The 25,856-nt window shown below is 42.2% G+C and carries 23 protein-coding genes, 1 tRNA gene and 1 pseudogene; 15 read left to right on the top strand and 10 right to left on the bottom strand.

Going from position 1 to position 25,856, the window contains the following annotated elements; translation table 11 throughout:
* Window positions 1-8 precede the first annotated feature (8 nt).
* The 4 genes from F8R90_RS10135 to hpsP all read left to right on the top strand — a co-directional run bounded on the left by F8R90_RS10135 (window position 9) and on the right by hpsP (window position 4,828).
* Window positions 9-1,160, top strand: a complete 1,152-nt coding sequence (locus tag F8R90_RS10135) for a glycosyltransferase family 4 protein (protein WP_196510640.1) — start codon at window positions 9-11, stop codon at window positions 1,158-1,160.
* Between the two features lie 193 nt (window positions 1,161-1,353).
* Window positions 1,354-2,334, top strand: a complete 981-nt coding sequence (gene hpsN, locus F8R90_RS10140) for a hormogonium polysaccharide biosynthesis glycosyltransferase HpsN (protein WP_196510641.1) — start codon at window positions 1,354-1,356, stop codon at window positions 2,332-2,334.
* Window positions 2,335-2,379: 45 nt separating this feature from the next.
* Window positions 2,380-3,555 carry a hormogonium polysaccharide biosynthesis glycosyltransferase HpsO gene (gene hpsO, locus F8R90_RS10145; protein WP_196510642.1) on the top strand — a complete coding sequence of 392 codons (1,176 nt, stop codon included), beginning with the start codon at window positions 2,380-2,382 and terminating at the stop codon, window positions 3,553-3,555.
* A 94-nt stretch (window positions 3,556-3,649) separates the two neighbouring features.
* Complete coding sequence (hpsP, locus tag F8R90_RS10150) at window positions 3,650-4,828, top strand: hormogonium polysaccharide biosynthesis glycosyltransferase HpsP (RefSeq protein WP_196510693.1); 1,179 nt, start codon at window positions 3,650-3,652, stop codon at window positions 4,826-4,828.
* Between the two features lie 124 nt (window positions 4,829-4,952).
* On the opposite strand, the gene F8R90_RS10155 is transcribed toward hpsP, so the two are convergent.
* Window positions 4,953-5,666, bottom strand: coding sequence for a hypothetical protein (locus tag F8R90_RS10155; RefSeq protein WP_196510643.1), 714 nt, complete (start codon window positions 5,664-5,666; stop codon window positions 4,953-4,955).
* Window positions 5,667-5,960: 294 nt separating this feature from the next.
* Complete coding sequence (gene pyrE, locus F8R90_RS10160) at window positions 5,961-6,584, bottom strand: orotate phosphoribosyltransferase (RefSeq protein ID WP_196510644.1); 624 nt, start codon at window positions 6,582-6,584, stop codon at window positions 5,961-5,963.
* A gap of 100 nt (window positions 6,585-6,684) precedes the next feature.
* Here pyrE and F8R90_RS10165 point away from each other — a divergent pair, with 100 nt between their 5' ends.
* Window positions 6,685-7,119: a hypothetical protein gene (locus tag F8R90_RS10165; RefSeq protein WP_196510645.1), complete on the top strand. Its 435-nt coding sequence runs from the start codon at window positions 6,685-6,687 to the stop codon at window positions 7,117-7,119.
* A 198-nt stretch (window positions 7,120-7,317) separates the two neighbouring features.
* Here the strand turns inward: F8R90_RS10165 and F8R90_RS10170 are convergent.
* Window positions 7,318-7,390: transfer RNA gene (locus F8R90_RS10170), tRNA-Ile, on the bottom strand.
* A gap of 295 nt (window positions 7,391-7,685) precedes the next feature.
* Between F8R90_RS10170 and F8R90_RS10175 the strand changes: the two genes are divergently transcribed.
* Entirely contained in the window at window positions 7,686-8,387 is a 702-nt protein-coding gene (locus F8R90_RS10175) for a hypothetical protein (protein WP_190893135.1), read from the top strand.
* A gap of 40 nt (window positions 8,388-8,427) precedes the next feature.
* Window positions 8,428-9,822 carry a hemolysin family protein gene (locus tag F8R90_RS10180; RefSeq protein WP_196510646.1) on the top strand — a complete coding sequence of 465 codons (1,395 nt, stop codon included), beginning with the start codon at window positions 8,428-8,430 and terminating at the stop codon, window positions 9,820-9,822.
* A gap of 53 nt (window positions 9,823-9,875) precedes the next feature.
* Here the strand turns inward: F8R90_RS10180 and queC are convergent, their stop codons facing one another.
* Entirely contained in the window at window positions 9,876-10,553 is a 678-nt protein-coding gene (queC, locus tag F8R90_RS10185; RefSeq protein ID WP_196510647.1) for a 7-cyano-7-deazaguanine synthase QueC, read from the bottom strand.
* Between the two features lie 747 nt (window positions 10,554-11,300).
* On the opposite strand from queC, the gene F8R90_RS10190 reads away from it, so the two are divergent.
* The 4 genes from F8R90_RS10190 to F8R90_RS10205 all read left to right on the top strand — a co-directional run bounded on the left by F8R90_RS10190 (window position 11,301) and on the right by F8R90_RS10205 (window position 15,371).
* Window positions 11,301-12,383 (top strand): Gfo/Idh/MocA family oxidoreductase, encoded by a 1,083-nt coding sequence (locus F8R90_RS10190; RefSeq protein WP_196510648.1) that lies wholly within the window; start codon window positions 11,301-11,303, stop codon window positions 12,381-12,383.
* A gap of 488 nt (window positions 12,384-12,871) precedes the next feature.
* The gene (locus F8R90_RS10195; protein ID WP_190893144.1) at window positions 12,872-13,495 is read left to right on the top strand and encodes a DedA family protein; all 624 of its coding nucleotides are present in this window, start codon (window positions 12,872-12,874) and stop codon (window positions 13,493-13,495) included.
* Between the two features lie 239 nt (window positions 13,496-13,734).
* The gene (locus F8R90_RS10200; RefSeq protein WP_190893146.1) at window positions 13,735-14,886 is read left to right on the top strand and encodes a ParM/StbA family protein; all 1,152 of its coding nucleotides are present in this window, start codon (window positions 13,735-13,737) and stop codon (window positions 14,884-14,886) included.
* 5 nt (window positions 14,887-14,891) lie between these two features.
* On the top strand, window positions 14,892-15,371 hold the full coding sequence (locus tag F8R90_RS10205) for a plasmid segregation centromere-binding protein ParR (RefSeq protein WP_196510649.1): 480 nt from the start codon (window positions 14,892-14,894) through the stop codon (window positions 15,369-15,371).
* 239 nt (window positions 15,372-15,610) lie between these two features.
* Here F8R90_RS10205 and F8R90_RS10210 read toward each other — a convergent pair.
* From F8R90_RS10210 to F8R90_RS10220, 3 genes and pseudogenes are all read right to left on the bottom strand, one after another.
* Window positions 15,611-16,020: pseudogene (locus F8R90_RS10210) on the bottom strand (transposase); the annotation flags it as partial.
* A gap of 20 nt (window positions 16,021-16,040) precedes the next feature.
* The gene (locus tag F8R90_RS10215) at window positions 16,041-16,367 is read right to left on the bottom strand and encodes a hypothetical protein (RefSeq protein WP_196510650.1); all 327 of its coding nucleotides are present in this window, start codon (window positions 16,365-16,367) and stop codon (window positions 16,041-16,043) included.
* A 63-nt stretch (window positions 16,368-16,430) separates the two neighbouring features.
* Window positions 16,431-16,883, bottom strand: coding sequence for a pyridoxamine 5'-phosphate oxidase family protein (locus F8R90_RS10220; protein WP_196510651.1), 453 nt, complete (start codon window positions 16,881-16,883; stop codon window positions 16,431-16,433).
* A 522-nt stretch (window positions 16,884-17,405) separates the two neighbouring features.
* Between F8R90_RS10220 and F8R90_RS10225 the strand changes: the two genes are divergently transcribed.
* Window positions 17,406-18,842 (top strand): phosphoglucomutase/phosphomannomutase family protein, encoded by a 1,437-nt coding sequence (locus tag F8R90_RS10225; protein WP_196510652.1) that lies wholly within the window; start codon window positions 17,406-17,408, stop codon window positions 18,840-18,842.
* Window positions 18,843-18,926: 84 nt separating this feature from the next.
* Window positions 18,927-19,502 carry an RdgB/HAM1 family non-canonical purine NTP pyrophosphatase gene (gene rdgB / locus F8R90_RS10230; RefSeq protein ID WP_196510653.1) on the top strand — a complete coding sequence of 192 codons (576 nt, stop codon included), beginning with the start codon at window positions 18,927-18,929 and terminating at the stop codon, window positions 19,500-19,502.
* Window positions 19,503-19,596: 94 nt separating this feature from the next.
* On the opposite strand, the gene F8R90_RS10235 is transcribed toward rdgB, so the two are convergent.
* The 3 genes from F8R90_RS10235 to thiD all read right to left on the bottom strand — a co-directional run bounded on the left by F8R90_RS10235 (window position 19,597) and on the right by thiD (window position 21,893).
* On the bottom strand, window positions 19,597-19,935 hold the full coding sequence (locus tag F8R90_RS10235) for a P-II family nitrogen regulator (RefSeq protein WP_012410794.1): 339 nt from the start codon (window positions 19,933-19,935) through the stop codon (window positions 19,597-19,599).
* 336 nt (window positions 19,936-20,271) lie between these two features.
* Entirely contained in the window at window positions 20,272-20,880 is a 609-nt protein-coding gene (locus F8R90_RS10240; protein ID WP_196510654.1) for a hypothetical protein, read from the bottom strand.
* Window positions 20,881-21,071: 191 nt separating this feature from the next.
* Entirely contained in the window at window positions 21,072-21,893 is an 822-nt protein-coding gene (gene thiD, locus F8R90_RS10245) for a bifunctional hydroxymethylpyrimidine kinase/phosphomethylpyrimidine kinase (protein WP_196510655.1), read from the bottom strand.
* A 623-nt stretch (window positions 21,894-22,516) separates the two neighbouring features.
* Between thiD and F8R90_RS33410 the strand changes: the two genes are divergently transcribed.
* A complete protein-coding gene (locus F8R90_RS33410; RefSeq protein ID WP_269141752.1) occupies window positions 22,517-22,642 on the top strand; it encodes a hypothetical protein in 126 nt (41 codons plus the stop codon).
* Window positions 22,643-22,987: 345 nt separating this feature from the next.
* Complete coding sequence (locus F8R90_RS10250) at window positions 22,988-25,831, top strand: choice-of-anchor D domain-containing protein (RefSeq protein WP_196510656.1); 2,844 nt, start codon at window positions 22,988-22,990, stop codon at window positions 25,829-25,831.
* Window positions 25,832-25,856 lie beyond the last annotated feature (25 nt).

Genomic DNA, 25,856 nt, shown 5'->3' on the forward strand with positions numbered 1-25,856 from the left:
AGATAAACATGACAAAAGTTATTATATGCGGTCAGAATCACATTAGAATTCCTAACCTACCACGTAATTCTAGGCATACACTAATCCACCTCAAGTCTTTTCCTACAGGTAGATATCCTATAGAAAAACTTTGGTATCCTTTAGGAAGCTTTCTTGCTTGGCAACCTTTATGGAAAAACTACCAGGCTGTTCATTCTTTCAACAGAATTTTATATACAAATAAACCTTGGTTTCTCACATTTGAAGATCATCGGGTTTTATATAGAAATCCTCAAAATAAACGAGAAACAGTAATTTATGAAATATTAAACAATCGTTTAGCACTAGACAATTGTCAAAAACTTATAGCTATGTCAGATTATGCCAAGTTGAGATTTATTAAGCGGATAGAAGGCTGGAAAACAGAAGCAAAATTAAGCAATAAATTAGATGTAATTCATCCAAATTTTACTGCCAGAGTTGATCAAGCTAAAACTTATCAACCAAACCAAAATTTACAGCTTATTTTTGTAGGACATCACATTGCTAGAAAAGGCGGAGTTGTTGCTTTAAGACTAGCAAAGAAAGCTGAAAAATTAGGTTTACCTCTGAAGATTCATATCATATCGGGACTGGGACATGGTTCAGGAGTACCTACAGATTTTCCCGATACTACCAAATATCTGGAAGATTTAAAGTTACTGAATTTAAATAACGTTGTTTTTCACAAATATATCCCTAATGAAAAAGTTATTGAGTTACTATCACAAAGCCATTTTCAATTAATGGCTACGTTACACGATACTTATGGCTTTAGCATCATCGAAGGGTTTTCAGTTGCCACGCCAGCAATTACGACTAACGTATGTGCCTTACCAGAGTTTATTCGTCATGGCGAAAATGGCTATATTTTAGACTTACCAATTAATGAGATTAGGCACTGGAGCAATTGGTTGCATGGAGAGAAAACTAAAACTGATGAATATTGGGAAATTGTAAATAGTACCTATGACTATTTGGCAGATCAAGCATTGCAACAAATCATTCAATTTCTTGATAGAAGTGATAAACGAGAACATTACGAATTTTTAAGTGCAGGAGCATTAGCTCAAGCGCAAATCGTGCATAACTCCGAAAAGCAAAATGAGTTCTTTGATAATCTGTATGCAGCAGCAGTGTAACAATTTGACTGAATGTGAATTCTGACTTTTCAGGTCATGCAGCAAAACCAACAAATACCTAAGCAAGAAGCAAGAAGCAAGCTTACCTAGTAGGTAAAGAAGAAAATTCAAGGCAATAGAAGCTTACTTAATTTCAGAAAAATTAAGTTTTATAAGGTTATTATCAAAGTAGAAAAATTGCTTAACAAAACTTATGAATGATTGGCCATTAATTAGCGTAGTTATTCCGACCTATGGTCGAGAAGAAGCACTACGGGATAGCATTGTAGATGTCCTAAAACAGGAATATCCAAATTTTGAAGTTTTAGTAGTAGACCAAACCCCAAAACACCAACCAGAAATTCAAGCCTACCTAGAAGAGATGGCGGTAGCAGGTAAAATCAAATGGTTGCGCTTAGATTGGGCAAGTTTGCCAGGGGCGCGAAATTATGCTGTGCGGCGGTCATCTGGTGAAATAATATTATTTATTGATGATGATGTTCAGCTAACCCCAGAATTGTTAGCAGCCCATGCGAAAAATTATCTGCAAAATCCAGAAGTGGGGGCTGTCGCCGGACGGGTATTTGACAGAATGAAATTGGGTGATTCTGGAGGAGATTTAGAGATTGAATATCTGCCTCCCCAAGCTATGGATCCAGGAATTGCTTGGTATCATATTGATTTAGTACATACCATCAAACCCCAGCAAGTGCTAACAGCGAGGGGTTGTAACATGTCATTTCGCAGCGAAATCTTTACTAAGTATGGACTAAGGTTTGATGAGAGGTTTCGCGGTAGTGCAGTGCGCGAAGAGTCAGATTTTTGTTTGCGGGTGCGACAGACCGGATATAAGATTTGGTACGACCCAGAGGCCCATTTGGTGCATTTAGGAGAAGAAACAGGGGGTTGTCATGATATTAGTATGCGATCGCTAAAATATCAACTCACCTTTTACCACAACCATTTCCTACTAGGGCTGAAAAACCTCACTGCTACTCAAGCTTTACGCCTATACGCCCGTTTATTTGACTGTCACGTTCTCGGACACGCACCTTGTAACAAAAGCGGTTCCCCCATCAAAATCGCCACTCGCGCTATTTTCTACACTTTGGGTTTTTTCAAAGCCTTGGGTACTGTCATCCAATCACTATGGAACGATGGCCAAATTTACAGCCGATTGGATGAACAAGTTTAGTTATTAGTCATTGGTCATTAGTGAATAATAAAGAATAAATGAAAAATGAGAATTTTAGTTGCTAGCCATACTTATATCGTAGACCTCAACTGTGAAAAATTACGCGCTTTATCTCAACTAGAACCGGGAGTTGAAGTGACAGTTGTAGTACCAAAGCGCTGGAAACCAGGTGGCGTGCAAAATAGAATTATTGAAACTGAATACCGTGATGAAGGCACATTTAGAATAGTTCCAGTTTCTAATTTTAGTCAAAATCATCAGGGACTTCTTACCTTTGGTGCTGATTTGATATCTTTATTAAAACAATTTCGTCCCCAAATAATCCAAGTAGAACAAGGGTCTAGGGGGCTAGCTTATACTCAGATGATTGCTTTAAATCACCTATTAGGACTCAAAGCAAAAAATCTATTTTTTACTTGGTGGAATTTACCCTATGAACTGAAATTACCAGTTGCTTTATTAGAAAAATATAACCTCAATCACAGCCACGGCATCATTTCTGGGAATCAAGATGGGGCAGAAGTTTTGCGACAACAGGGATACAAAGGGGCAATTAAAGTCATGCCGCAACTGGGTGTAGATGAAAGTTTATTTACCCCCAAAATCCAACCACAATTAGCAGCTAAGTTAGGAATTGAAAAAGAAGATTTTGTAGTAGGTTTTGTTGGGAGATTTGTGCAAGAAAAAGGTTTATTGACGCTTTTACAAGCCTTAGTAAGTTTGAAAAATAAACCTTGGAAATTACTGCTGCTGGGACGAGGAGAGTTGCAAACTGAATTAACCAAAATTGCGGCAGAAAACAATATTAAAGAACGGTTAATTTTAGTAGAAAGTGTCCCCCATAACGAGGTTGCAAATTATATCAATTTAATGAGTACTTTAGTACTGCCTTCAGAAACAACACACAAGTTTAAAACTTTAACTTCTGTTGGCTGGAAAGAACAATTTGGCCATGTGATAATTGAGGCAATGGCTTGCCAAGTACCTGTGATTGGTTCCGATTCTGGTGAAATTCCCTATGTAATTGGCGAAGCTGGTTTAGTATTTCCTGAAGGTGATGCTCAAGCCCTTGCTAATTGCTTAGTTCAGGTAATGGATAAACCAGATTTTGCTCATACTCTGGGTGAAATGGGTTATCAAAAAGCAATGATTAAATATACAAATAAAGCTTTAGCTAAACAGCAATTAGAGTTTTATCGAGAGTTAGTCATTAGTCATTAGTGAATAACAAACGACGTAGACGCGCCAGCGGCTACTCTTACGAGAACGCTTTCAGCGAACCCGCAGGGTATGACAAATGGCAAATGATAAAAAAATGAAAATATTACAAATTGTCCCTTCAATTTCTCTGATTTACGGTGGACCCAGTCAAATGGTGCTAGGATTAGCTCCAGCTTTGGTAAAAGAGGGAGTGGAAGTTACAATTCTCACAACTGATAGTAATGGTGATAATGGTCAAACACCTCTGGATATTCCTTTAAATCGCCCAATTAAACAAGATGGCTATGAAATAATTTACTTTCGTTGTGCCCCGTTTCGTCGCTACAAATTTTCCCTAGATTTATTAAACTGGCTAAAACGTCATGCTCACGAGTTTGACATAGCACATATTCATGCTCTATTCTCTCCCATAAGTAGTGCTGCTGCTATTGTCTGTCGTCAGCAAAAGCTACCTTATATTTTCCGCCCTTTGGGTACTCTCGATCCGGCTGATTTACGGAAGAAAAAACGTTTAAAGCAGCTTTATGTCGCAATTATAGAACGTCAAAATTTAGCTAGTGCCGCAGCAATTCATTTTACCAGCGATCAAGAAGCTAAAATATCAGAACGATTTGGAGTATCTACGCCCGATTTGGTAATTCCCTTGGGTGTGATTCCCCCTCAATCCCCCCTTAAAAATGTATCTAGTCAGTTAGAAATACCAAAGGATGTGCCTTTAGTGCTGTTTATGTCACGAATTGACCCGAAAAAGGGGTTGAATTTGTTGATTCCAGCGCTAGAGAAGCTTTTAGCTGTTGGTTATAAGTTTCATTTTGTCTTAGCTGGAACAAATCCTCAAGATCCAGATTACGAACAAAAGATAATATCCCAAATTCAAAATTCACCACTGCGATCGCACACTACAATTACAGGTTTTGTCACTGGTGAACTCAAAGTTAGTTTACTACAAGCTGCTGATTTATTTGTCTTGCCTTCCTACTACGAAAATTTTGGGATTGCTGTAGCTGAAGCGATGGTAGCAGGTATACCCGTAGTCATTTCTGACCAAGTGCATATTTGTCAACAGATACGTGATAGTGAGTCGGGTTGGGTGGGTGCAACAGATGTCCAAGCACTGCTAGAGTTACTGCAAGAAGCTTTGCAAAATCCCGCAGAACGCCAACGACGAGGATTAAACGCCCAACAATATGCATTGAAAAATTTTAGCTGGGATGCGATCGCAAGGCAAACAATCCAAGCCTACCAGGAAATTCTGGCAAACAAATTAATTTAACAAATTCTAGGGGTTTAAGTTGCATAGCAACTAACAAGCAGTAATTTTTGTGGTGGGGGTCTAAATCTCCGTTGCAAAACTTAATTACGAACTACGAATTACGAATTACGAATTACGAATTAATTTAACCCAACGCAGACAACAGCAGTTTTTGCCAAATAGGCGCTAGAACTGCTTTGACAACGATATCCGCAATCACAAAACCAATCCCAATCAACATATAAGTTTTGGGAAAGGAAGATTTCGGAACTTCGCCTCTAATGCGAGTTACTAAATTTAATCCTAAAGCAGCTAAAGCTACCCCAGTGGCAATAAACCCGATTATCCGCAAAATTGACCAAGGATACCATCCTAAAATAGCTGCTAACCAGGGTTTAGCGCTAACTCTCACCAATTCTGCAACATAAAAATTCATGTAGTTCAGCATCCACGTGCCGAATATCAATGCCATGCTACTTAAGGTGACAACGCAGAGAATACAAAAAATTCCGTAGTGCAATAAATGGTCTGGTAAAAATAAACGGAGTGTTCCTTCCATACCTTCTCCCGTGCGAATCCAGTGCAACATCTCAGTAGTGTATGACTGTCCACGGAGGATGACTTTTGCTGCTGTTTGTGGTGCGATCGCTGTTGCTACAATTACGGCAATACTCTGTAACACTCCCCACAGCAACATCCACCAAAAAGCACTTTTATATTGTTGACGACGTACTTGTAAAAAGAAAATGGGATAGGGAACAGCAGCACCGAAAATCGGCATCAGCCAGGGAACTCCAAAAACAAAACTGGCAGTTGTGCTGAGGATAACACCAATAACGAAAAATATTACTATTATCATAATGGGGGCGAAAGGTTAGTGATTTGGCATTCCGCGACTTTCTAAGCATCTGAGAGTGGGTGGCGACAAAGAAAGTCTACATCGACCCGTGGTACCCCTCCAGCAATGTAGTCATCTCCTTGAAAAGTTAGAAATCTCCGAGCGAAAATGGCGTTGTCCGTCTTGTAGGTCTAAAAACGACCTGGACGGCAACGCGGCGAAGATTGTTGGGTTAGGTGATGTTATGCGGTATGAAATTGTAATCGCTGGTTGACTCCAGAATCTCCATACCTTCACGGGGAGTACATCAAATGTTCATGAATTTGCAAGTTGTCGGTAGCGTTCTTGAACTTCTTGAATCGAAAACAAAGTTTCAAACTTCAACCCAACTGACTGGTACAACTCACCTCCCCCTTGTTCGCGGTCTACCAGTGAAATTACTTGATTTACGGTATAACCTGCATCTTTAAGGCGCTCAACAGCTTTCAGAGCAGATTGCCCAGTTGTGACCACATCTTCCAAGACTACTACTTTTGCACTTTCTGGTAAACTGGGGCCTTCTATATAAGCTCTTGTCCCATAACCCTTGGCTTCCTTGCGAATAATCAGCGCTGGTATCGGTCGGTTTTCATAAACAGAAACTAGACTCACTGCTGTCACAATTGGGTCAGCCCCCAATGTTAAACCACCCACAGCCTGTGTATCTACGGGTAATAAAGGAAATATCAACCGTCCAACTGCCAAAGCACCTTGAGGATGAAGTGTTACCTGTGTTTTATTGACGTAATAAGAACTACGTAGCCCAGAGGAGAGGAGAAAATCACCTTCTTGATAAGCAAGTTGGCAAAATAAATCTAGTAGCTTATGACGCAAAGTGGTCAAATCAGGAGTGGTTGCCCAAATATCTGAGTGGGTAAGAGTTTCAGTAGGATACGTCATTACAAAACATTAAAAGTTGTGCTACACCAAAGGTTGAACTCATCAGAGTTCTGAACTTAAGCATAAATTAAGATTGCCCAAAAACTGAGGAGTCAGAAACGTGCGTATAAAATTAAAAACCTTTGGTGGTGTATTGGTGCTGCTTGCTGCTGGTATTGCTTTTCCCTCTGTTGCATCTGCTCAAACGGAAACACCCAATTATGAAACTACGAATGATGTATTTGAACGAGCTTATTTTCGTCACGATCGCAATTTCTACGAAAATAGCAGCCTCAAGCGTCAGCTAGACTCATTTCTAGGATCTGGTTCCGGTTTTGGTGGTTCCTTCCCAGAAAATGAAATTGCTCGCGATGCTGAGTTGGTTAACACTTTATATCATGATGTCCTGACTCAGCAAGTTGGCAACGATCCTTATATTCGCACTCCTGACTTACCAAATCCTTATGACACATCGCTGATGATGTCTCCTCGGTTGAATAGCAGCAAACTCAAAGTGGGAACTGAATTCAGGTTTGAAACTTTACCACCTCGGTAACAGTCCTAGCCTGTGGGGTCATTAGTCCTTAGTTCCTTGTAATTTGTCAGCAACTATTGACTAATGGCTAAATTACCAAATCATAGCTGTAGGAGTTGAACCAGGATGGCAATACTCAAGATAATCTAGTATTACTCATGTCCCAATCATCTTTGAGGGTCTGGTAACACAACACATTATTGGTTTTTGATCGTTCAGTGCGCCCTGCTGGAATCGAACCAGCCTGAAGGCGAATTATGAGTTCGCTGCCTCCCCAATCGGCCAAAGGCGCTTGTTTTTTGGGTTTTGGGTTCCTATGAGTCAATTAATTTAACTCTTAGGTAAACCTTATTTGCTAATTTTAAAGTGAGGCAAATCCCTCATTGCATTAAGTTTACCCAATTGCGTAATTATAGCACAAATTTACCACCTTTGAATACTCGACAATAGTTTACCAGATTTTTATACTACATAATTTGATCATGAAATAGTGCAAACTAATATTGATTAAGTTCCTTTAAGGATTGAGGTCAAAAGCTTCACTATTCTTAAATAGACCAGCATTCTTATGTGATAGCTTGTCAGCGATGAAAATAAATTCTACTGTACTTCTTACTTTGATTTTGTTAATCCTGATGATGGGAGCAGGTTCTGTGAGCGCCTTTTTGGGTTTTGAACTGGGGAGTTCAGCACTTAAAGGTGTTACCACACCAGATGGGCGTCCCACAACCAAATTCGCCAGCAATAAGGCAAATAACTCCCAACAGACAGGGCTAGTGCTATTAAAAGAGGAAGAAATTCTGAAAATTGTCAAGGCGCGAATTGAGGGTAAGACCAAAGCTGCTAAATCGGAAAAGCTAGAGGAAGATGATGAAGAAACCAATAGCAGCAAGCAGAAGCCAGAGGAAAAACCCCCAGTAGTGGTTGAAGAAAAACCCCAGCCAGGTTTTCCAGTTATTGCCCAGAGTCAGGGTGTAACCATGACTGTGCAATCTGTCCGTTACTCTGGTGGTGATTTGCTACTGAAGGTGAAAATGCAGAACAAAGGTAAGGATTCTGTGCGTTTCCTGTATAGTTTTTTAGATGTTACCGATGATAAAGGACGAACCTTGAGCGCTAGTACAGAGGGTTTACCAACAGAATTGCCTGTAAATGGGCCAGCATTTACAGGTACAGTGAGCATTCCCACAGCTTTACTTGATGATGTCAAGAAGATATCACTTGCTCTCACTGATTACCCCGCTCAAGAATTAAAGCTGGAAGCATCGAATATTCCTGTAGAAAGGTAGATTGGGCATTGGCATTTTTTACTATTCCCTATTCCCCTAAATGGAGGGCGTGAGTTTTACACGAGCTTTGGTGGTAAGTGGTTTTCCTAATTTAATTTGGACAGACGTGGCGCTACGGTTGTTGTCAGTGCTACTGCTGATTGCCATAAATGCCTTTTTTGTGACGGCGGAATTTTCGATGGTGAGCGTGCGGCGATCGCGGATTCACCAGCTAGTTAAGGCTGGAGATATTCCAGCGATCGCCGTCGAAATGCTACAACGTAGTATTGACCGACTTCTATCTACCACTCAGTTAGGCATTACTCTCTCTAGCTTGGCATTGGGATGGATTGGCGAAAGTACGATTGTTGTACTGGTGAATGCATGGTTTAAATCCTGGCCTTTACCCAGTGGGATGACTACCTTCCTGGCGCATTCTCTATCAATTCCCATTGCCTTTTTCTTGATTGCCTATTTGCAAATTGTGATCGGAGAATTATGTCCCAAATCCTTAGCTATGCTGTACTCAGAACAGCTAGCTAGGTTTTTGGGGCCTTCGGTAAAAGCGATCGTGCGTTTTTTCGGCCCCTTTATTTGGATTCTGAACCAATCAACTCGTTTTTTATTGCGGATTTTTGGCATCCAATACACAGGTCAAGGCTGGAGACCGCCTGTTACTCCCGAAGAATTGCAACTAATTATCTCTACAGAATGGGGGTCTACTGGTTTACAGCGTGCAGAGCGAGAATTGCTCAATAATGTATTTGAATTTGGGGATGTCATGGCCCAAGATGTGATGATCCCGCGCACCAGTATTATCGCGCTTCCAAAAGATGCTACCTTCCAGATATTACTTAAGGAAATGGCTTCTACTGGTTACTCTCGCTATCCTGTGATTGGTGAATCTTTAGACGATGTTCGGGGGATTGTTTATTTTAAAGATTTGGCACAACCTTTGGCTGTAGGAAAGCTTAGTTTAGAGACACAAATCCAACCTTGGATGCGTCCCGCCCGGTTTGTTCCAGAACACACGCCATTGAGTGAACTTTTGCCAATGATGCAGCAAGAGAAACCCGCTATGGTCATGGTTGTAAATGAATTTGGCGGTATTGTGGGACTCGTGACAATCAAAGATGTCATTGCCGAAATTATCGGCGATGCTAGCGAACCTGAAAGCAGTGATGACTTACTGATTCAGATGTTAGATGATCAAAAATTTCTGGTGCAGGCGCAGATCAACCTCGAAGACCTCAATGAAGTTTTACATCTAAATTTGCCCTTGACAAGAGAGTATCAGACACTAGGGGGCTTTTTGCTGTATCAGTTACAGAAAATTCCTAGCAAAGGCGAAACCTTCTGTTATGAAAATCTTGAATTCACTGTGGTATCAATTGTTGGCCCACGCCTGCATCAAATTCAACTGCGACGTTTAGAAGAGTTAGGAGTTGAGAGTTAAGAGAGACGCGATTAATCGCGTCTGTACAGGAGTTATAAATTTTAACTCTTCACTCAAGAAGCATACGCCAGTGGATCAACGAGTCCCAATTCGGCAAAAGCTGCTAGCCGCAAGCGACAAGAATCACACACGCCGCAGGCGACATCTCCACCGGCATAGCAAGACCAAGTTAGCTCCCAAGGAACTCCCAATTGGTTACCCAGTTGAATGATTTCAGTTTTTTTCAAATTTATTAGGGGTGCAACAATGTTAATGGGTTGTCCCTCACGCCCTTGTTTGGTTCCCAGGCGAAAAACTTCCTGCATTGCTTGGATATAGTCGGGGCGACAGTCAGGATATCCTGAGTAATCTAAGGCGTTGACACCGATATAAACACGTTCAGATGCGATCGCTTCGGCGTAACTAAGAGCAAAGCTTAAGAAGATGGTATTACGAGCCGGAACATAGGTGACAGGAATATTTTGAGACATTTCATCCAGCGATCGCTCCTGGGGTAAATCAATGGCATCATCGGTAAGTGCGGAACCGCCCCATTGCCGTAAGTCAAAATTAACCACCTGATGTTTTGCGATCGCAGCTTTTTGAGCAACGGTGAGGGCTGACTGTAACTCTCGTCGGTGTCGCTGCTGGTAATCAAAGGAAATAGCATGACATTCACAGCCATCAGCCTTAGCTTTGTACAGAATTGTGGAAGAGTCTAATCCCCCAGATAACAGAATTACAGCTTTCATCTCAGTTGCAAATTTTGGATTTCAAATTGCCAAATCACACCTTAACAAGATGTCACAGAGTAATGCCAAAGCGACTCCTAAACCCTGTGAGTGATGGCAAACAACGCCGCACCTTTAGATATTCCAAAAAAACAATTTACACTAGTTTCTCTCAAAAAGCGGTGCGATATCTTCTCTACGTTCCCTGCGGGATGCTACGTAAACGCGCAGCGTGTCGCAGACAGATGCTATGCGTGGCTTGCTTCTTTACAGGAGTACGTTTCTACAACGGGTGCTGCAAATAATCATACAAAAATCTTTTCAAGTAATTTAGCGGCGATAATTTCCAACAGCATTTTTCTGGAAAAAAGTACACATGTTACTTTTTCATGACTTTGTAATTTGAGTAGTATCAATTAGATATCGATCTCGGTAATTAATTGCCTAAATACAACCTCCAGTTAAGTCGGAGCAAAGGAAGGCGATCCTTATAAATTTGAAGAATTTACACTTAAGTCTTACTGAATGTTTTAAAGTTAATAAAAAGACACATATTTATTGTAGAAAGTGTAAAATCCAAAACAAACCCGAACTATCTATACAAAAGATATCTGGATTACGGGAACCGAACACAAACTTTGAAATTCTTCATAAACATAGGCTCTATGTTACCATCTGGATGGTTTTAGACGGATCGTAACTGGCTTTCGAGTATAAACGCCAACGGCCGTAGCGTCTCTAAATTTGGTGGTTGAGGAGAGAATAATAGTGCAAGATAGCATGTCAGTGGCAGAACCGAATCCATATACACAGCGCAACCAGCCACGACCAATCCGCATAGGCGTGATTGGAGTGGGTAACATGGGACAACACCATGCTCGCGTGCTGAGTTCAATGAAAGATGTTGAACTAGTCGGAGTGGCAGATATTAACGTCGAGCGGGGGTTAGAAACTGCCAGCAACTACAAGGTGCGTTTTTTTGAAGATTACTGCGATCTGCTACCCCTTGTGGAAGCAGTTTGTGTAGCTGTTCCCACCCGTCTGCACTATGCCGTGGGCATCAACTGTCTGTTAGCGGGAATTCATGTTTTGATTGAAAAACCGATCGCAGCCAGTATTTCTGAGGCAGAGTCTTTAGTAAATGCCGCGGCTGAGTCTGGGTGTATCCTGCAAGTAGGTCATATTGAGCGTTTTAACCCAGCTTTTAAAGAACTGAGCCAAGTTCTAAAAACAGAGGAATTACTGGCGCTAGAAGCCCACAGAATGAGTCCTTACTCAGATCGAGCAAACGATGTTTCAGTTGTGCTGGATTTAATGATCCATGACATCGACCTACTTTTGGAATTAGCTGCTTCCCCAGTAACAAAATTGACTGCTAGCGGGACTCGCGCCCTAGACTCTGGTTATTTAGATTACGTAACCGCCACCTTGGGGTTTGCTAATGGTATTGTTGCTACTCTGACTGCCAGTAAAGTCACCCACCGAAAAATTCGCCGGATTGTCGCCCATTGTAAAAATTCATTTACTGAGGCAGATTTTCTTAAGAATGAAATTTTGATTCACCGACAAACGACTGCCAATTCTCTCACCGACCACCGACAAGTACTTTATAGGCAAGATGGTGTGATTGAAAAAGTCTACACCAGCAATATTCAACCTTTAAGTGCAGAATTGGAACATTTTGTCAACTGTGTACACGGTGGGAATCAACCCTCAGTAGGTGGTGAACAAGCTCTCAAAGCCCTGAGACTAGCAAGTTTGATTGAGCAGATGGCGCTGGAAGATCGAGTTTGGAATCCCTTAGACTGGCAATCGGAACCAAGAGTACAATCATTGACCCCGACAGCCTAGAAGAAAGGAGGCAGAGGGGGACAAGGAGAAACAAAGGGGATAAGGTAAAATTTTCTCCCTAGTCTTCCTCTGCACTCCTACCTCCCTCATCTCCTCCACAGTCCCAACCTCAGAAAAAATCCTAAAGTGTGTTTTTAAATTTGCCATCAAATCTTTAGATCCTCCCTAGTTATTTTAAAAAACTGACTAAGGGGGATCTAAAAAATTAGAAAATAAAACCTAGTGGTTTGTTTCATTAATTTTTTCAGGTTCGTATTGAGCGATAAATCGCTCAATCTCAAGGGCTAGAAATACTTACGAACTTTTATAACCCTTGAAATTAATAAAACAGACCCCTAGCTTCCACTTGTCTTACTCTGTTTCTCAGTTCTGATGCTTTAGTGGAGTTAAGTTACCTTGACTTTAAAAAGCGCGGATAATTAGCTTTTAAAAAAGCTAAGGCTGAATTTAGTAACAAGACTAGCCCAGCAATTTCAGGAATTGACTCAATGCTTGAATGGATAACTAATACTATCAACTATTTTGGTTATTGGGGAATCGCCCTACTAATGTTCCTAGAGAACCTTTTTCCCCCGATTCCTTCAGAATTGATCATGCCACTGGCTGGATTTACAGCAAGTCCATATCAACCAGGAGGGGCAAAGCTGAATATCATTGGTGTGTTTTTCGCAGGACTTTTGGGTTCTGTATTGGGCGCACTTATTTGGTACTATCCAGGTCAGTTTTTGGGCGAAACCCGTTTGAAAGCTTGGGCTGACAAATATGGCAAATGGCTGGGCATATCCAGTAAAGATATCACCAAGGCCAAACATTGGTTTGACCGACGAGGTAGAACAGCAGTATTAATCGGTCGCCTTGTGCCGGGAATCCGCACTTTGATTTCTGTTCCCGCAGGTATTAGCAATATGCCCTTGCTACCATTTTTGGTTTACACAACCTTAGGTAGCGCTGCTTGGGTGGGTTTGCTAACATACTCAGGATACATATTGGGTAGTCAGTATGAACTTGTGGACAAGTACCTCGCTCCTGTATCCAAAATCGTACTTGGGGGTTTGGTTCTAGCATTTGTTTTCTGGATATTCAAGCGCCAGTTAAGACGTACTAGAAGATGAAACACGGAGGCTTTTGGTTTGAAAGCAGTGAAAGCAGGGGTTACATCTGGCCAAAATTCGCCTACACTATGCCAAATAATACTAGATGTGTGTTGGCAGAGCTTATCGGAGGTATTGCCTGAATTAATTTTTGGCGTATTTCTAGCTACACTTGACGCAACCTAGAATTTCTGGTTGCTCGCATTTTTGTAAGATGAGCATGACAACTTTTTACAGTTAAGTTTGAACTAGGAGCTTTCATGACAGACCAACCTTCCGCCGCTACCCCAATCAATGCCGCTGCTATACCCATGAATAGAGTGTCAGCATCGACTCCCATCAATGCTGTTAATAATACTCCCAAGCCAGGCGGTGGTTCCGGGAAAACCATTCTCAGTGTTGATTTAGGCAGAACTTCCACAAAAACTTGTGTGAGTCGTGAACCAGGCAATGTGGTGTTCGTACCTGCCAACGTCAAGCAGATGTCTATAGAACAAGTACGCGGTGGTGTTTTTGAAGCCAGGGCTACTGACCCCTTAATGGATTTGTGGCTGGAGTATCAGGGAAATGGATATGCTGTTGGTCAACTAGCAGCCGATTTTGGGGCGAATCTAGGAGTCGGACAATCTAAGGTAGAAGCTGCACTGGTAAAAGTTTTAGCAAGCGCTGGCTACTTCAAACTCAGAGACGATATCTCAGTCGTACTGGGTCTACCTTTTCTTTCCTTAGAGCAATTTGAAAAGGAAAAAGCACAGTTGATTAGCCAAGTCGGTGGGCCTCATGTGTTGAACTTCCGAGGCGAATCTGTATCGCTGAACGTCAATAAAGTATGGGTAATGCCAGAAGGTTACGGCAGCTTGCTGTGGTCTGAAGCTCAACCTAAGAAAAGTCCTGGCAGTCCCGATTTTACAAAAATATCGGTGGCGATCGTTGATATTGGACATCAAACCGTCGATCTTTTGATGGTAGATAACTTCCGTTTTGCCAGAGGTGCTTCTAAGAGCGAAGACTTCGGGATGAATAAGTTTTATGAATTGGTGTCCGCCGAAATCGAGGGAGCAGATAGTCAATCTCTAGCGTTGATTTCTGCTGTTAACAAACCCAGGGGAGAACGCTATTACCGTCCTAAAGGCGCTAGCAAGCCCACCAACCTGGACGATTTTCTTCCCAACCTCACGGAGATGTTTTCTCGCGAAATCTGTAGCCGTGTGCTAGCCTGGTTGCCAGAACGCGTCACCGATGTGATTCTTACTGGCGGGGGTGGTGAGTTCTTCTGGGACGACGTTCAACGTCTCCTGAAGGAAGCAAAGATTAATGCTCATTTAGCAGCACCTTCCCGACAGGCGAATGCTTTGGGGCAGTATATTTATGGAGAGGCACAATTATCCTCCAATCGCGCTGCTAGGGCATAAAGCTGATGTTCCAATGGTCAAAAAAGGTAGTTAAATCCGTCACGTTCAACCCAGAGCTTGCTGATGAAAGCTTGTTAGCGCAAGTAGAAAGTTATTTGGAAAAACAACCAGACAAGACTTTCAGCGATCTCTGTAAAGAAGCCTTGTGGCAATCTTTATGTGTACCGGAATCTGTACAACCTGCTCCACAAACAGCAGCAACAACACCGATTGAACAACAAATTGGTGAACTGCAACGTCAAGTGGCTGGACTTGAGGAACGTTTTTTTGCCAAGGGATCTAATCGTTTGGAGGCGATGGAACACCATCTACTGCAACTTTCTCAACAAGTTGCACAACTGGCGCTCATAGTCAATGATCGATCGTTCATTCCGTCTCCAACTCAATTAGAAGTAGTAAATAATACTTCTTATTCTGTTGCTACCCCTCCTCAAGAGGTTGACCCCGTAATCAGTCGCCTTAGTCAGTTTCTCGATGATTTTTAAGGAACAATCACGTTTTTGAGCAGTTTTGCTCATGTTAACAATCCTTAATAGTTAATACTATTAAGGATTATAACCACTGCTTTTATATTCAACCAAAGGGTTATCTTTTTGAAATCTTGGATACCCTTTTTTACCGGATACTTTCTTTAGTTTTTATTAATACTTCTTTCCTTCTGCCTTCTGCCTTTCTTTGTAAGTGAATCTAAGAGGGTGTTTGAAGAGTTTTGAGGGGTCAAATTTTATGCCAATCGCCTCACCATAATCCGGATTATGGCAAGGTAAATAAACGTCTCTGAAGTTTCTGGTAGTAACTCATAGTCTCTGACTAATCGCCGACAACCCATTAGCCAACCGAATGTGCGTTATACTACCCAACGTTTAAGTAGCAAAACAAAACCTTTGTGCTCTTTGGGACGCAATACCACTTGGACAACCCAACGATAGAAATCCATTACCCACTGCATAAAGGTTATCCCATCAAAGCCACTATCTACCCATATAGTAGTTAGGTTAGGCGGGAGATATTTTGGTTCATCTGTTTAACTTTCTTGAGCACTTGTTTGCCGCCTTCTCGTTCTGGGACATTAGCAGCCGTCACCAAGACCCGCAAAACTAACCCCAAAGTATCGACTGTCATAAATCGCTTGCGCCATGCAAATTTTCAATGATTTAACTCGTTGACCAACGCAGCATTGCACAAACTGCTGTTTGCTCTGTGCTGTGGGATTGATTTCTCCACTCTTTCAAAAGAGTTTCCGGTAGCGTTCTCACCATTTCCACCATAACTCCTGCTACATCGTTTTCTGAAAACTGTTGCGGGATTTTAGCTTGTACTTCTGGCGTTCGCAGACAATCCAAAAATCCGTGAATTAAAATTGGAGCGTTGTCCGCAGGGAGTGTAAAAATTAACTCTTCATTTTCGGCAGCAGCCCGCGAGCGAAAATCCTCTAAGTTTCCCCAACCGATATATTCACACTGCAACGAGTTGCCAATCATGGTTGAACTCCTTTGTTCCAATCGTTACGAGAAATCAAATTACATCCATACTTGACAACTCCATCATGACTGACTGCTGACTCCTTGAGTGGTTCGCCCGGTCATCTCGCTGGGATCAATCCGATAGATAACAATAACATTTGCTCGTCCCCAAGCATCTATCCATGTTCGATTCAGAGCAGGAGAAAGTTGTGGATTCTTTGCTTTGATTAATTGCATTGCATGAGTCAATTCTTGCTGCTCAGTTAGGCGGTAAGCTCGACCCATAACAATTACGCTGCGCCAATGGGATAAGTCGTGAATCTCTTCGACCTGTAAACACACCTCCGGATTCGCATCAATGTACTTTGTCTTCATTCCTTCGGTTGTAAAGATGTACAGATTGGGATTCTCGAAATAATAGTGCATCGGCACTACGTATGGATGTCCTTGTGATGTACAGCCTAAGTGTCCATACTCTATCTTCTGTAGAAGGTTATGTATTTCCTTGGCTCCCATTTCATCAATATCTAACACAGTCTTTCTTCCTTGCAACTACAATATTTCGACTGGTTCTGCTTCTATACAAATCGATTAGGATAGGATTTCAATCCTCAACAAGAGATACACCAACCGAGAGAGAAGAAAGAGCAAATAAAATTTTTGAACTTTCCTGATTCCCATAATTTGGCTAAAATAGGCTACTGCCCCTACGCACAACTTTCACGTCGCGCATCTCGGCTCAATACCGTTTTCGGCTCATGTGTTCACTCTAGTGCACGAGCTAAACTTTATACTTTTCAGACATCCTCTAAAAACAGTTTTGACAAAAACCTTAGTTAATGTGTGAAGGAGAAAACCAGATTTATCCTTTGATTTATTTCTCAACGATCAAAGCGATGTCTACGATGGGCGTAGCTGCGGCATCTCCATTGCACAAATTTGCTAATTTTTGTGTTGAAACAGCCTAATATTAGTACATATTTTTACTAGATTCTTTTTTTACTTTATACACTGTATAAATGCTAGAATCCTCAAGTAGACAGTTAGGATACTTAGATGCCAGTTGTAGCTAACTCAATCAAGTTTGGTACAGACGGCTGGCGGGGCGTTATTGGTGACGAGTTCACCTTTGAACGCCTAGCCCTGGTCGCGCCAGTCGCCGCAAAAGTATTATATGATACATATTTTTCTACGGTGGGTAGCCGGACAATAATTGTCGGTTACGATCGCCGATTCATGGCCGAAGACTTTGCTCGTGCTGTTGCCGATACTGTCACTGCTGTCGGATTTGATGTACTACTGAGCGAAACATACGCCCCAACCCCAGCTTATAGTTGGGCAGCAAAACAACTCAATGCTTTAGGAGCGCTGGTAATTACAGCCAGCCATAATCCTGGTGCATATTTGGGATTAAAAGTCAAGGGTTGTTTTGGTGGATCAGTGCCGCCAGAAGTCACAAAAGAGATAGAAGCGCAGTTGTCGGTTGGAGTACCACTAGCAGCTACCCCAGGCAAGCAAGAGAAATTCGATCCTTGGCCCAGTTATACCCAAGCGCTAGAAGGTAAAGTTGATATTGCCAAACTTCGGCAGGCGATCGCATCTGGTAAATTAACGTTATTTGCCGATGTCATGCATGGTGCTGCGGCTGGTGGATTGGCGAGACTACTAGGCAATCAGGTCAAAGAAATCAACAGCGATCGTGACCCTCTATTTGGTGGTGGTGCGCCGGAACCCTTGCCTAAATACCTTTCAAAGCTATTTGAAGTCATCAGGACTCACCGAGAAACCGATAAATCAGGTTTAACGGTGGGGTTGGTATTTGATGGAGACTGCGATCGCATTGCAGCTGTCGATGGAGAAGCAAACTTCCTAAGTTCCCAAGTATTAATCCCGATATTAATCGACCATTTAACCCTGCGGCGCGGCTTTAAGGGTGAAATAGTCAAAACTGTTAGTGGTTCCGACTTGATGCCCCTTGTAGCGGCACTACATAACCTCTCAGTATTTGAGACAGCAGTTGGTTATAAATATATTGCTGACAGAATGTTAGCAGCAGAAGTGTTGCTGGGCGGCGAAGAATCAGGAGGAATTGGCTATGGTAGCCATATTCCCGAACGGGATGCACTGCTGTCAGCATTGTACGTTCTAGAGGCGATTGTAGAATCTGGTTTGGATTTAGGTGAGTATTATCGGCACTTACAGAAACAAACAGGGTTTACCTCAGCTTATGATCGCATTGATTTACCCTTAGCAAGTATGGAAGTGCGATCGCGTCTTTTGCAACAACTGCAAACCCAACCATTGACGGAAATTGCAGGTAAAGCAGTGATTGATTGCCAAACAATTGACGGCTACAAATATCGCCTAGCTGATAAAAGCTGGTTAATGATTCGATTTAGCGGTACTGAGCCAGTTTTACGCCTGTACTGCGAAGCCTCGACAATTGAACAAGTGCATCAAACTCTTGCTTGGGCGAAACAGTGGGCAGAGTAAAATTAGTGAGGAGTTGAGAGTTAGGAGTTAAGAATTAATAACTCATAACTTATCACTCCAACTCCTAACTGATATTTAAAATTCATGACATTACTTGTAGTAGCCACAGGAAATCCCGGTAAGTTGCGGGAAATGCAAGCTTACCTGGAAAATTCTGGTTGGGAATTAACCCTCAAACCTGAAGAATTAGACATTGAAGAAACGGGCGAAACCTTTGCCGCCAACGCTTGTCTAAAAGCGTCACAAATTGCTAAAGCTACAGGAAACTGGGCAATTGCTGATGATTCGGGCTTGCAAGTAGATGCCCTAAATGGCGCACCAGGGGTGTATTCTGCACGTTACGCTAAAACCGACTCAGAACGCATTGCTAGGATATTGAGCGAATTAGGCAACGAAGTAAATCGGCAAGCTCAATTTGTTTGTGCAGTAGCGATCGCTCGTCCTGATGGTGCGATCGTATTAGAATCTGAAGGTGTTTGTCATGGCGAAATTCTCCATGCACCACGTGGTGATGGTGGTTTCGGCTACGACCCAATTTTTTACGTGCAAGAGTTGCAGTTGACCTTTGCTGAGATGACACGGGAGTTGAAAAGGTCAATTAGCCATCGAGGCAAAGCTTTTACAGCTTTACTTCCGCAACTGGAAAGAGTTAGGAGTTAGGAGTTAGGAGTTAGGAGTTATGAATTCTGCTAAATCTTCATTCATTAGTCCTAACTCACAACTCATAACTTTTAACTCTTAACTCATAACTTATTTAAACTGCTTCTGTGTTCTTTTCGCCGGTGCGAATCCGAATCACTTGCTCAACAGGCGAGATGAAAATTTTACCATCGCCGATTTCACCAGTGCGGGCAGCAGCAATAATTTTGTCCACCACCATATCAACTTGATTGTCGTCAACTACGATTTCCACTTTGAGTTTTTGCAGAAACTCAACGGTGTACTCAGAACCGCGATACCGTTCAGTTTGGCCTTTCTGCCGTCCGAACCCCCGGACTTCAGAAACAGTCATGCCGACAATACCAGCGTTAACCAAGGCAATTTTTACCTCGTCTAGCTTGAATGGGCGAATAATAGCTTCTACTTTTTTCATCTTTTTGACTCCTGACTTCTACTAGCTTCGTTTATATATCTAACCAGATCCGCTGTCTGAAGCTGTAACTAGCAGTGCTTTTCCTAAAACATATGTAATAATTACCACTTTTTTAAAGTGTAGATGCTTTGCCTGAGGGTTTGGGACATGAGAAGCTGCAAGGATTTATTAATTGGATAATCTTTGAGGTTCTAACATAAAGAAGCTGCTGTCAAGTTAGCATTTTATGTAACTTTTATAACCTAAAAATAGATAAATTACGCCATTTAGAAAGTAATTGCAGAGAAATTGCTCGGTAGCCCGAAAGCCTTCTGCTGCCGACTGTGGGAGTGTCAACTAACGTTTCTGATGTTCAAACAAGGGACGCACAACGAAATATCCAGCACTAAAGGCAGTAAGCATGATTAACAATATGGTGATAATTAACCACCAGCCATTGAGTCCCTTGGGATCTGGCTCAGTAGTGGAATAATAACTTACTTGTTGCTCTTCTATAAAAACTGGTTCTGGTATCGGAAAATTCATTTCCATTACAGGTGGAGAATAGGCTTGGCGACGGCTTTTTTCGGGTGGGGCTTTAGGCACAACAGGTGGACTTGGGCGAGAAACCTGTTGAGGTGGACGCGCTTGCGTTACTGGCTGTTTAGCGGCATTTTTCACATAGCCAGGAGTTTCGGGGGCTTGGTAATAACTAGACGTAGTATGGGAATCCACAAACTTTTGTAAATGGGAAAAAGACTCAACAACTTTGGTAATTTCTTGGCGTAGAAGTTGATTTTCTTGTGCTAATTGCTGATTTTTGGTGGTGAGTGTATGTAGCTTCGCCTGTGCTGCTTGCAACTCTGTTGACAATTCCCGATATACAGATAGTGGTACAGAGGGAGGGTAGGCTTGAGTAGTCGGTGTTGGCGAATTCCTGTGAACAGAACCTATGGTTGTTCGCATCGGGGGCTTGGTATTAAAAATCAAGGTAAGTAGATCGTACAGAGATGCTAACAAAGATAGTCAGCCCTGAAACTATGCCCAAGAATAATAGAAAAATGCCGAAAGGGCAAAGATTTCTTATTTACATTTTGGATATAGTTCAGTAGTCAGTAGTCAATGGTCATTCAACAGCTTAATAACTGACCACGAGTTTAATCTCGTAACAATGGGAAGAAGTGTCCTACAGGGCCTTGCCCTTCGCCAATATCTAGGGCGTAAGTGAGTGCAGTAGTCACATACACCTTTGCCTGTTGCACTGCCTGCCACAAGTCTTTTCCCTTAGCCAGATTAGCAGCGATCGCAGCCGATAGTGTACAACCAGTACCGTGGGTATTTTTTGTCTCTACTTGCTGGCAAGTCAAAACTTCCAACTTATCGCCATCAAACCAAATATCAACGCCACGCAAATCTCCCTGCATACCTCCACCCTTGACTAAAACAGCCTTTGTGCGTAAAGCCTTATGAATAATTTCAGCTGCGGCTTGCATATCCTCCAAGGAATTAATTTGTAAACCGCTTAAAATCTGGGCTTCGTAGCGATTCGGCGTAATTATAACCGCCTTGGGAATCAGGACATGGCACAGAGCCTTCACGGCATCATCATCAATCAATTGTGCCCCCATACGTGACACCATTACTGGATCAACTACTAAATTATCAATTTGTAAAGCTTCCACCTGCTGGGCAACAGCAAAGATAATTTCCTGGTTGAGCAACATTCCTGTTTTAGCAGCTTGTACGCCAATATCCTCAACTACTGCCTGAATTTGCGCCACCACAGCCTCTTTTAGCATGGCATCAACCCTCCTGACTCCTAGAGTGTTTTGTGCCGTGACGCAGGTTATAGCGCTAGTACCGTGGACACAGTGAAAAGCAAAGGTGCGTAAATCAGCTTGAATTCCTGCACCGCCACCGCTATCTGAACCAGCAATGGTTAAAGCAACGGGTATTCTGGAGTTTATTTCAGCGTTCATAATTATGAAGATTGGAGTTGTTGGCGCAATCAAACCAAACTATCTCAAAGAGTGATGAACTAGGCTAACATCCTCATCCCTTCTTGCAACAACAAAGATTTACGGCAATCTACTTATTGGCAAGATGGTTGCGGCTTGGCGTAGGCGTAGCCCACCAGACCCTAAGGGGAAGCAAGCTACGGGTAGCGGAAGTACCAGAAAGCATCGCTTCCAAAAAATCTTTAGAGCAACTTCATTAAATCCTCGCACAAAGCGCTTTCCATTCCCATATCACTCTGGAAATTAACAGGACTCAACCACGGCACTCCATAGTTTTTCCTGTTCTGTTGTAAAAAAACGAACTATATTCTGGGTATTTACTGATATCAATTGCTGTTTGTAAAGGTTACTTTTAACTAAGTTCACAAGACTCAGTTACACCGATTACAACAGGTTCGACTAAGTTGTTACATTAGTTCCCTTAAGTTAAGGGGTCAACCTACTAAAGTTTCAACCAATTTAACTTTAACCACTGCAACTTTAAGTCCTCAGTTATTAGCAAGGGGTGCATTTTACCATGACGATTTGGCAACCTCCTGACCTAAAACAACGGACAAAGCTCTGAGGAATTACTATGCCAATTTATGGTTATCGTATCAAATATAGCAGATAGCAAAGCTGGTTTGCAAAGAGCAGCGATGTCTGCGACGGGCTACGCCTACGCGGCTGCCACAGATGAAGATACGATTCTATTCGATTCCAGGTTTTAACAACAAGCCCAGAGAAGACAGGAAACGTCTCCGGCTTTGCGCTGCCTTATCTACGTGCTAATCGTCCGATCACCCTCAATAAAACACTGACGATTGACGGTATCGATACCCCTGGTTTAACTATCAACGGTTGACAGGAGAAAAATTTTCAGTTTTACAACAGTGTTTCTACAAACGACGCGATTTCAAGTCGCGATCGCCTACGGCGGGCGAGTACGTCATCGGACAACTGTGACTGTCTTGAACAGTCCAGACAGATGACTCATTCAAATAACTATTTAGCAACTAAAGAAAGTTGCTGAGAGTGTACTACTAATTCCCCTTACACACATTCGGAGTAAACCTATGGCTGGCAAAACATATTACGTTTCTGGAACAGGTAATGATAAAAGTAATGGCTTGAATGAGGGAGCCGCATTTCGCACGCTCCAAAAAGCTGCTAACTTGGTGCAGGCAGGTGATACGGTCTACGTCATGAATGGTACTTACACAAACACAGCCTCTGCTAATATCCTAAGTATTACAAATAAGCAGGGTAAGGCTGATGCACCGATCACATTTACTGCATATCCCGGGCACACACCTGTTTTAGAAGCACACAAAAATAATTGGAATGCTATATCAATTTCAGGCTCTTCATACGTAGTAGTTGAAGGGCTAACGCTGGTGGGAGCACGAGATGAAATTACATTAGAATATGCACTTCAGCAAAGAGACAATCTAAATAACCCAGCAACATCTGGAAATGGTATTAATATTACATTCACTAATGGCAGCCAAAAGCAACGTTCACATCACATCACAATTAAAAATAACAATGTTTCTAAGTTTCCAGGAGGCGGGATTGCAGGAACAGAAGTAGACTACATTACAGTAGAAAACAATGTCGTTTCTGGAAATGCTTGGTATTCACCTTATGGGAACCAAGGAATTACAATGCTTAATCTTTGGAACTCTGATAATAACGTAACAGATTATAAAGTAATTCTTCGGGGTAACACCTCTTTTGATAATAACCAATTAGTTCCTTGGATTAATGCAGGAAAAATAACAGAGGGTCATGGAATAATGCTTGACACTTCTTATATTGGAGGTGTTGCGTATACTGGTAAAGCCTTAATCAGTAATAACTTAGTTTACAACAATGGAGGGGCTGGAATCCAAATTTTCAAAGGAGAAAATCCTGTAGACATTATTAATAATACAACTTACCAAAACTCACAAACACTCCCAGACGGAGAAATTTTTGTTAACAGTGCTAAAAATGTTCGAGCCTCTAACAATATTATGTATGCAAGCAACGGGGAGTCTGTGACTTTGCTCGTTAATTCTAGTAATGTTTCATTTGACAATAACCTTGCTTACAACGGAGTTTTTCAAGGCACAGGATCAGGAAATATTTTAAACAAAGACCCGTTGTTTGTTGATGCAGCGAATGGTGACTTTAGGCTCAAACCTGGAAGTCCTGCAATCGATGCTGGTTCTAATGCCTTCAATAGCATCACTAAAAATATTCCCCTAGATGGCGATGGCAACGGCAGTGTATTAATTGACATTGGCGCATACGAAGCCCCCACCAATAATACTCCTACCCCCGAAATTCAAGTTCTTGATGGCACGGTTGATATTGCAGATAACAGTACCACCGCTATTAACTTTGGCGACAGCATTGTTGGCAGCACCCTGACCAAAACTTTTACTATTAAGAATACTGGTATAGCTGCACTCAACCTGAGTAATCTCAAACTCCCCGATGGCTTTAGTTTGGTAGGAACTTTTCCAGCTACCTTGGCTGCCAAGACTTCGACCAGTATAACGGTGGCACTCAATACGAATACACCTGGAACCTACACTGGCAACTTCAGTTTAAGCAACAACGATAGTAACGAAAGCCCCTTTGACTTTGCTATTAGTGGTAGAGTTACTGCTCCCGAAATTCAAGTTCTCAATGGCACAGTTGACATTGTAGATGGCAGCACTACTGCGATTAACTTTGGTAATGTCGCTTTCGGCAGTACCGTAACCAAAACTTTCACCATCAAGAATATTGGTACAGCTGCACTCAACCTGAGTAATCTCAAACTCCCTGACGGCTTTAGTTTGGTAGGAACTCTTCCAACTACCTTGGCTACTAAGGCTTCGACGAGTATAAAAGTGGCACTCAATACGAAAACACCTGGAACCTATGCTGGCAGTTTCAGTCTGACTAACAACGATAGTGACGAAAGCCCCTTTGACTTTGCCATTAGCGGTACAGTTAAGCCCGCTCCTGCTCCCGAAATTCAAGTTCTCAATGGCACAGTTAACATTGCAGATGGCAGCACTACTGCGATTAACTTTGGTAATGTCGCTTTCGGCAGTACCGTAACCAAAACTTTCACCATCAAGAACATTGGTACAGCTGCACTCAACCTGAGTAATCTCAAACTCCCCGACGGCTTTAGTTTGGTAGGAACTCTTCCATATACCGTGGCTGCCAACACTTCAAAAAGTATAACGGTGGCACTCAATACGAATACACCTACGCCTGGAACCTATGCTGGCAGTTTCAGTTTGACCAACAACGATAGTGACGAAAGCCCCTTTGACTTTGCCATTAGTGGGACAGTTAAAGCCCCTCTTGCTACCGAAATTTATCTTCTCAATGGCACTGCAAATTCTGAGTACTTAAAAGGCAATGCCCCAGCCAATAAGATTTATGGCTTTGGGGGTGCAGATACCATCATAGGTAATCTAGGAAATGACCAACTTTTCGGAGGCGACGGAAACGATACTCTCTGGGCAAATGATGGGAATGACTTGCTCTATGGTGATAGCGGCAATGACAAGCTTTCGGGTGATAACGGTAACGATACCCTATTTGGTGGTATCGGTGATGATCAACTATTAGGGGGCGCAGGCAATGACTGGCTTTATGGGGGCGCAGGCAAAGATGTACTTACAGGGGGTTATGGTGCTGACACCTTTGTATTGGCTTTAGGTCAGGGCACGGACTCCATTACTGACTTTGCAGTAGGCACTGACAAGTTTGCGTTGTCAGGTGGTCTCAAGTTCGGTCAATTGTTGATACAGCAACAAGGAAGTCAAGCCTTCATTATGAATAGTTCTGACAATCAAGTGTTGGCAATGTTGGATAATGTCACTGCAAGTATACTTTCGGCTCAACCTTCCACTTTTATCACTATTTAGTTGTGTCTTTTGATAACCCTGTCTC

Origin of the sequence: Nostoc sp. NZL (genome assembly GCF_015714705.1) — a bacterium.
Taxonomy (GTDB): Bacteria; Cyanobacteriota; Cyanobacteriia; order Cyanobacteriales; family Nostocaceae; genus Nostoc; species Nostoc foliaceum_A.

Bases quoted from the DNA above. Each gene is read 5' to 3' on its own strand.
- F8R90_RS10135 (WP_196510640.1), top strand. From the start codon at position 9: ATGACAAAAGTTATTATATGCGGTCAGAATCACATTAGAATTCCTAAC.
- hpsN (WP_196510641.1), top strand. From the start codon at position 1,354: ATGAATGATTGGCCATTAATTAGCGTAGTTATTCCGACCTATGGTCGA.
- hpsO (WP_196510642.1), top strand. From the start codon at position 2,380: ATGAGAATTTTAGTTGCTAGCCATACTTATATCGTAGACCTCAACTGT.
- hpsP (WP_196510693.1), top strand. From the start codon at position 3,650: ATGAAAATATTACAAATTGTCCCTTCAATTTCTCTGATTTACGGTGGA.
- F8R90_RS10155 (WP_196510643.1), bottom strand. From the start codon at position 5,666: ATGATAATAGTAATATTTTTCGTTATTGGTGTTATCCTCAGCACAACT.
- pyrE (WP_196510644.1), bottom strand. From the start codon at position 6,584: ATGACGTATCCTACTGAAACTCTTACCCACTCAGATATTTGGGCAACC.
- F8R90_RS10175 (WP_190893135.1), top strand. From the start codon at position 7,686: ATGAAAATAAATTCTACTGTACTTCTTACTTTGATTTTGTTAATCCTG.
- F8R90_RS10180 (WP_196510646.1), top strand. From the start codon at position 8,428: ATGGAGGGCGTGAGTTTTACACGAGCTTTGGTGGTAAGTGGTTTTCCT.
- queC (WP_196510647.1), bottom strand. From the start codon at position 10,553: ATGAAAGCTGTAATTCTGTTATCTGGGGGATTAGACTCTTCCACAATT.
- F8R90_RS10195 (WP_190893144.1), top strand. From the start codon at position 12,872: ATGCTTGAATGGATAACTAATACTATCAACTATTTTGGTTATTGGGGA.
- F8R90_RS10200 (WP_190893146.1), top strand. From the start codon at position 13,735: ATGACAGACCAACCTTCCGCCGCTACCCCAATCAATGCCGCTGCTATA.
- F8R90_RS10205 (WP_196510649.1), top strand. From the start codon at position 14,892: ATGTTCCAATGGTCAAAAAAGGTAGTTAAATCCGTCACGTTCAACCCA.
- F8R90_RS10215 (WP_196510650.1), bottom strand. From the start codon at position 16,367: ATGATTGGCAACTCGTTGCAGTGTGAATATATCGGTTGGGGAAACTTA.
- F8R90_RS10225 (WP_196510652.1), top strand. From the start codon at position 17,406: ATGCCAGTTGTAGCTAACTCAATCAAGTTTGGTACAGACGGCTGGCGG.
- rdgB (WP_196510653.1), top strand. From the start codon at position 18,927: ATGACATTACTTGTAGTAGCCACAGGAAATCCCGGTAAGTTGCGGGAA.
- F8R90_RS10235 (WP_012410794.1), bottom strand. From the start codon at position 19,935: ATGAAAAAAGTAGAAGCTATTATTCGCCCATTCAAGCTAGACGAGGTA.
- F8R90_RS10240 (WP_196510654.1), bottom strand. From the start codon at position 20,880: ATGCGAACAACCATAGGTTCTGTTCACAGGAATTCGCCAACACCGACT.
- thiD (WP_196510655.1), bottom strand. From the start codon at position 21,893: ATGAACGCTGAAATAAACTCCAGAATACCCGTTGCTTTAACCATTGCT.
- F8R90_RS33410 (WP_269141752.1), top strand. From the start codon at position 22,517: ATGGTTATCGTATCAAATATAGCAGATAGCAAAGCTGGTTTGCAAAGA.
- F8R90_RS10250 (WP_196510656.1), top strand. From the start codon at position 22,988: ATGGCTGGCAAAACATATTACGTTTCTGGAACAGGTAATGATAAAAGT.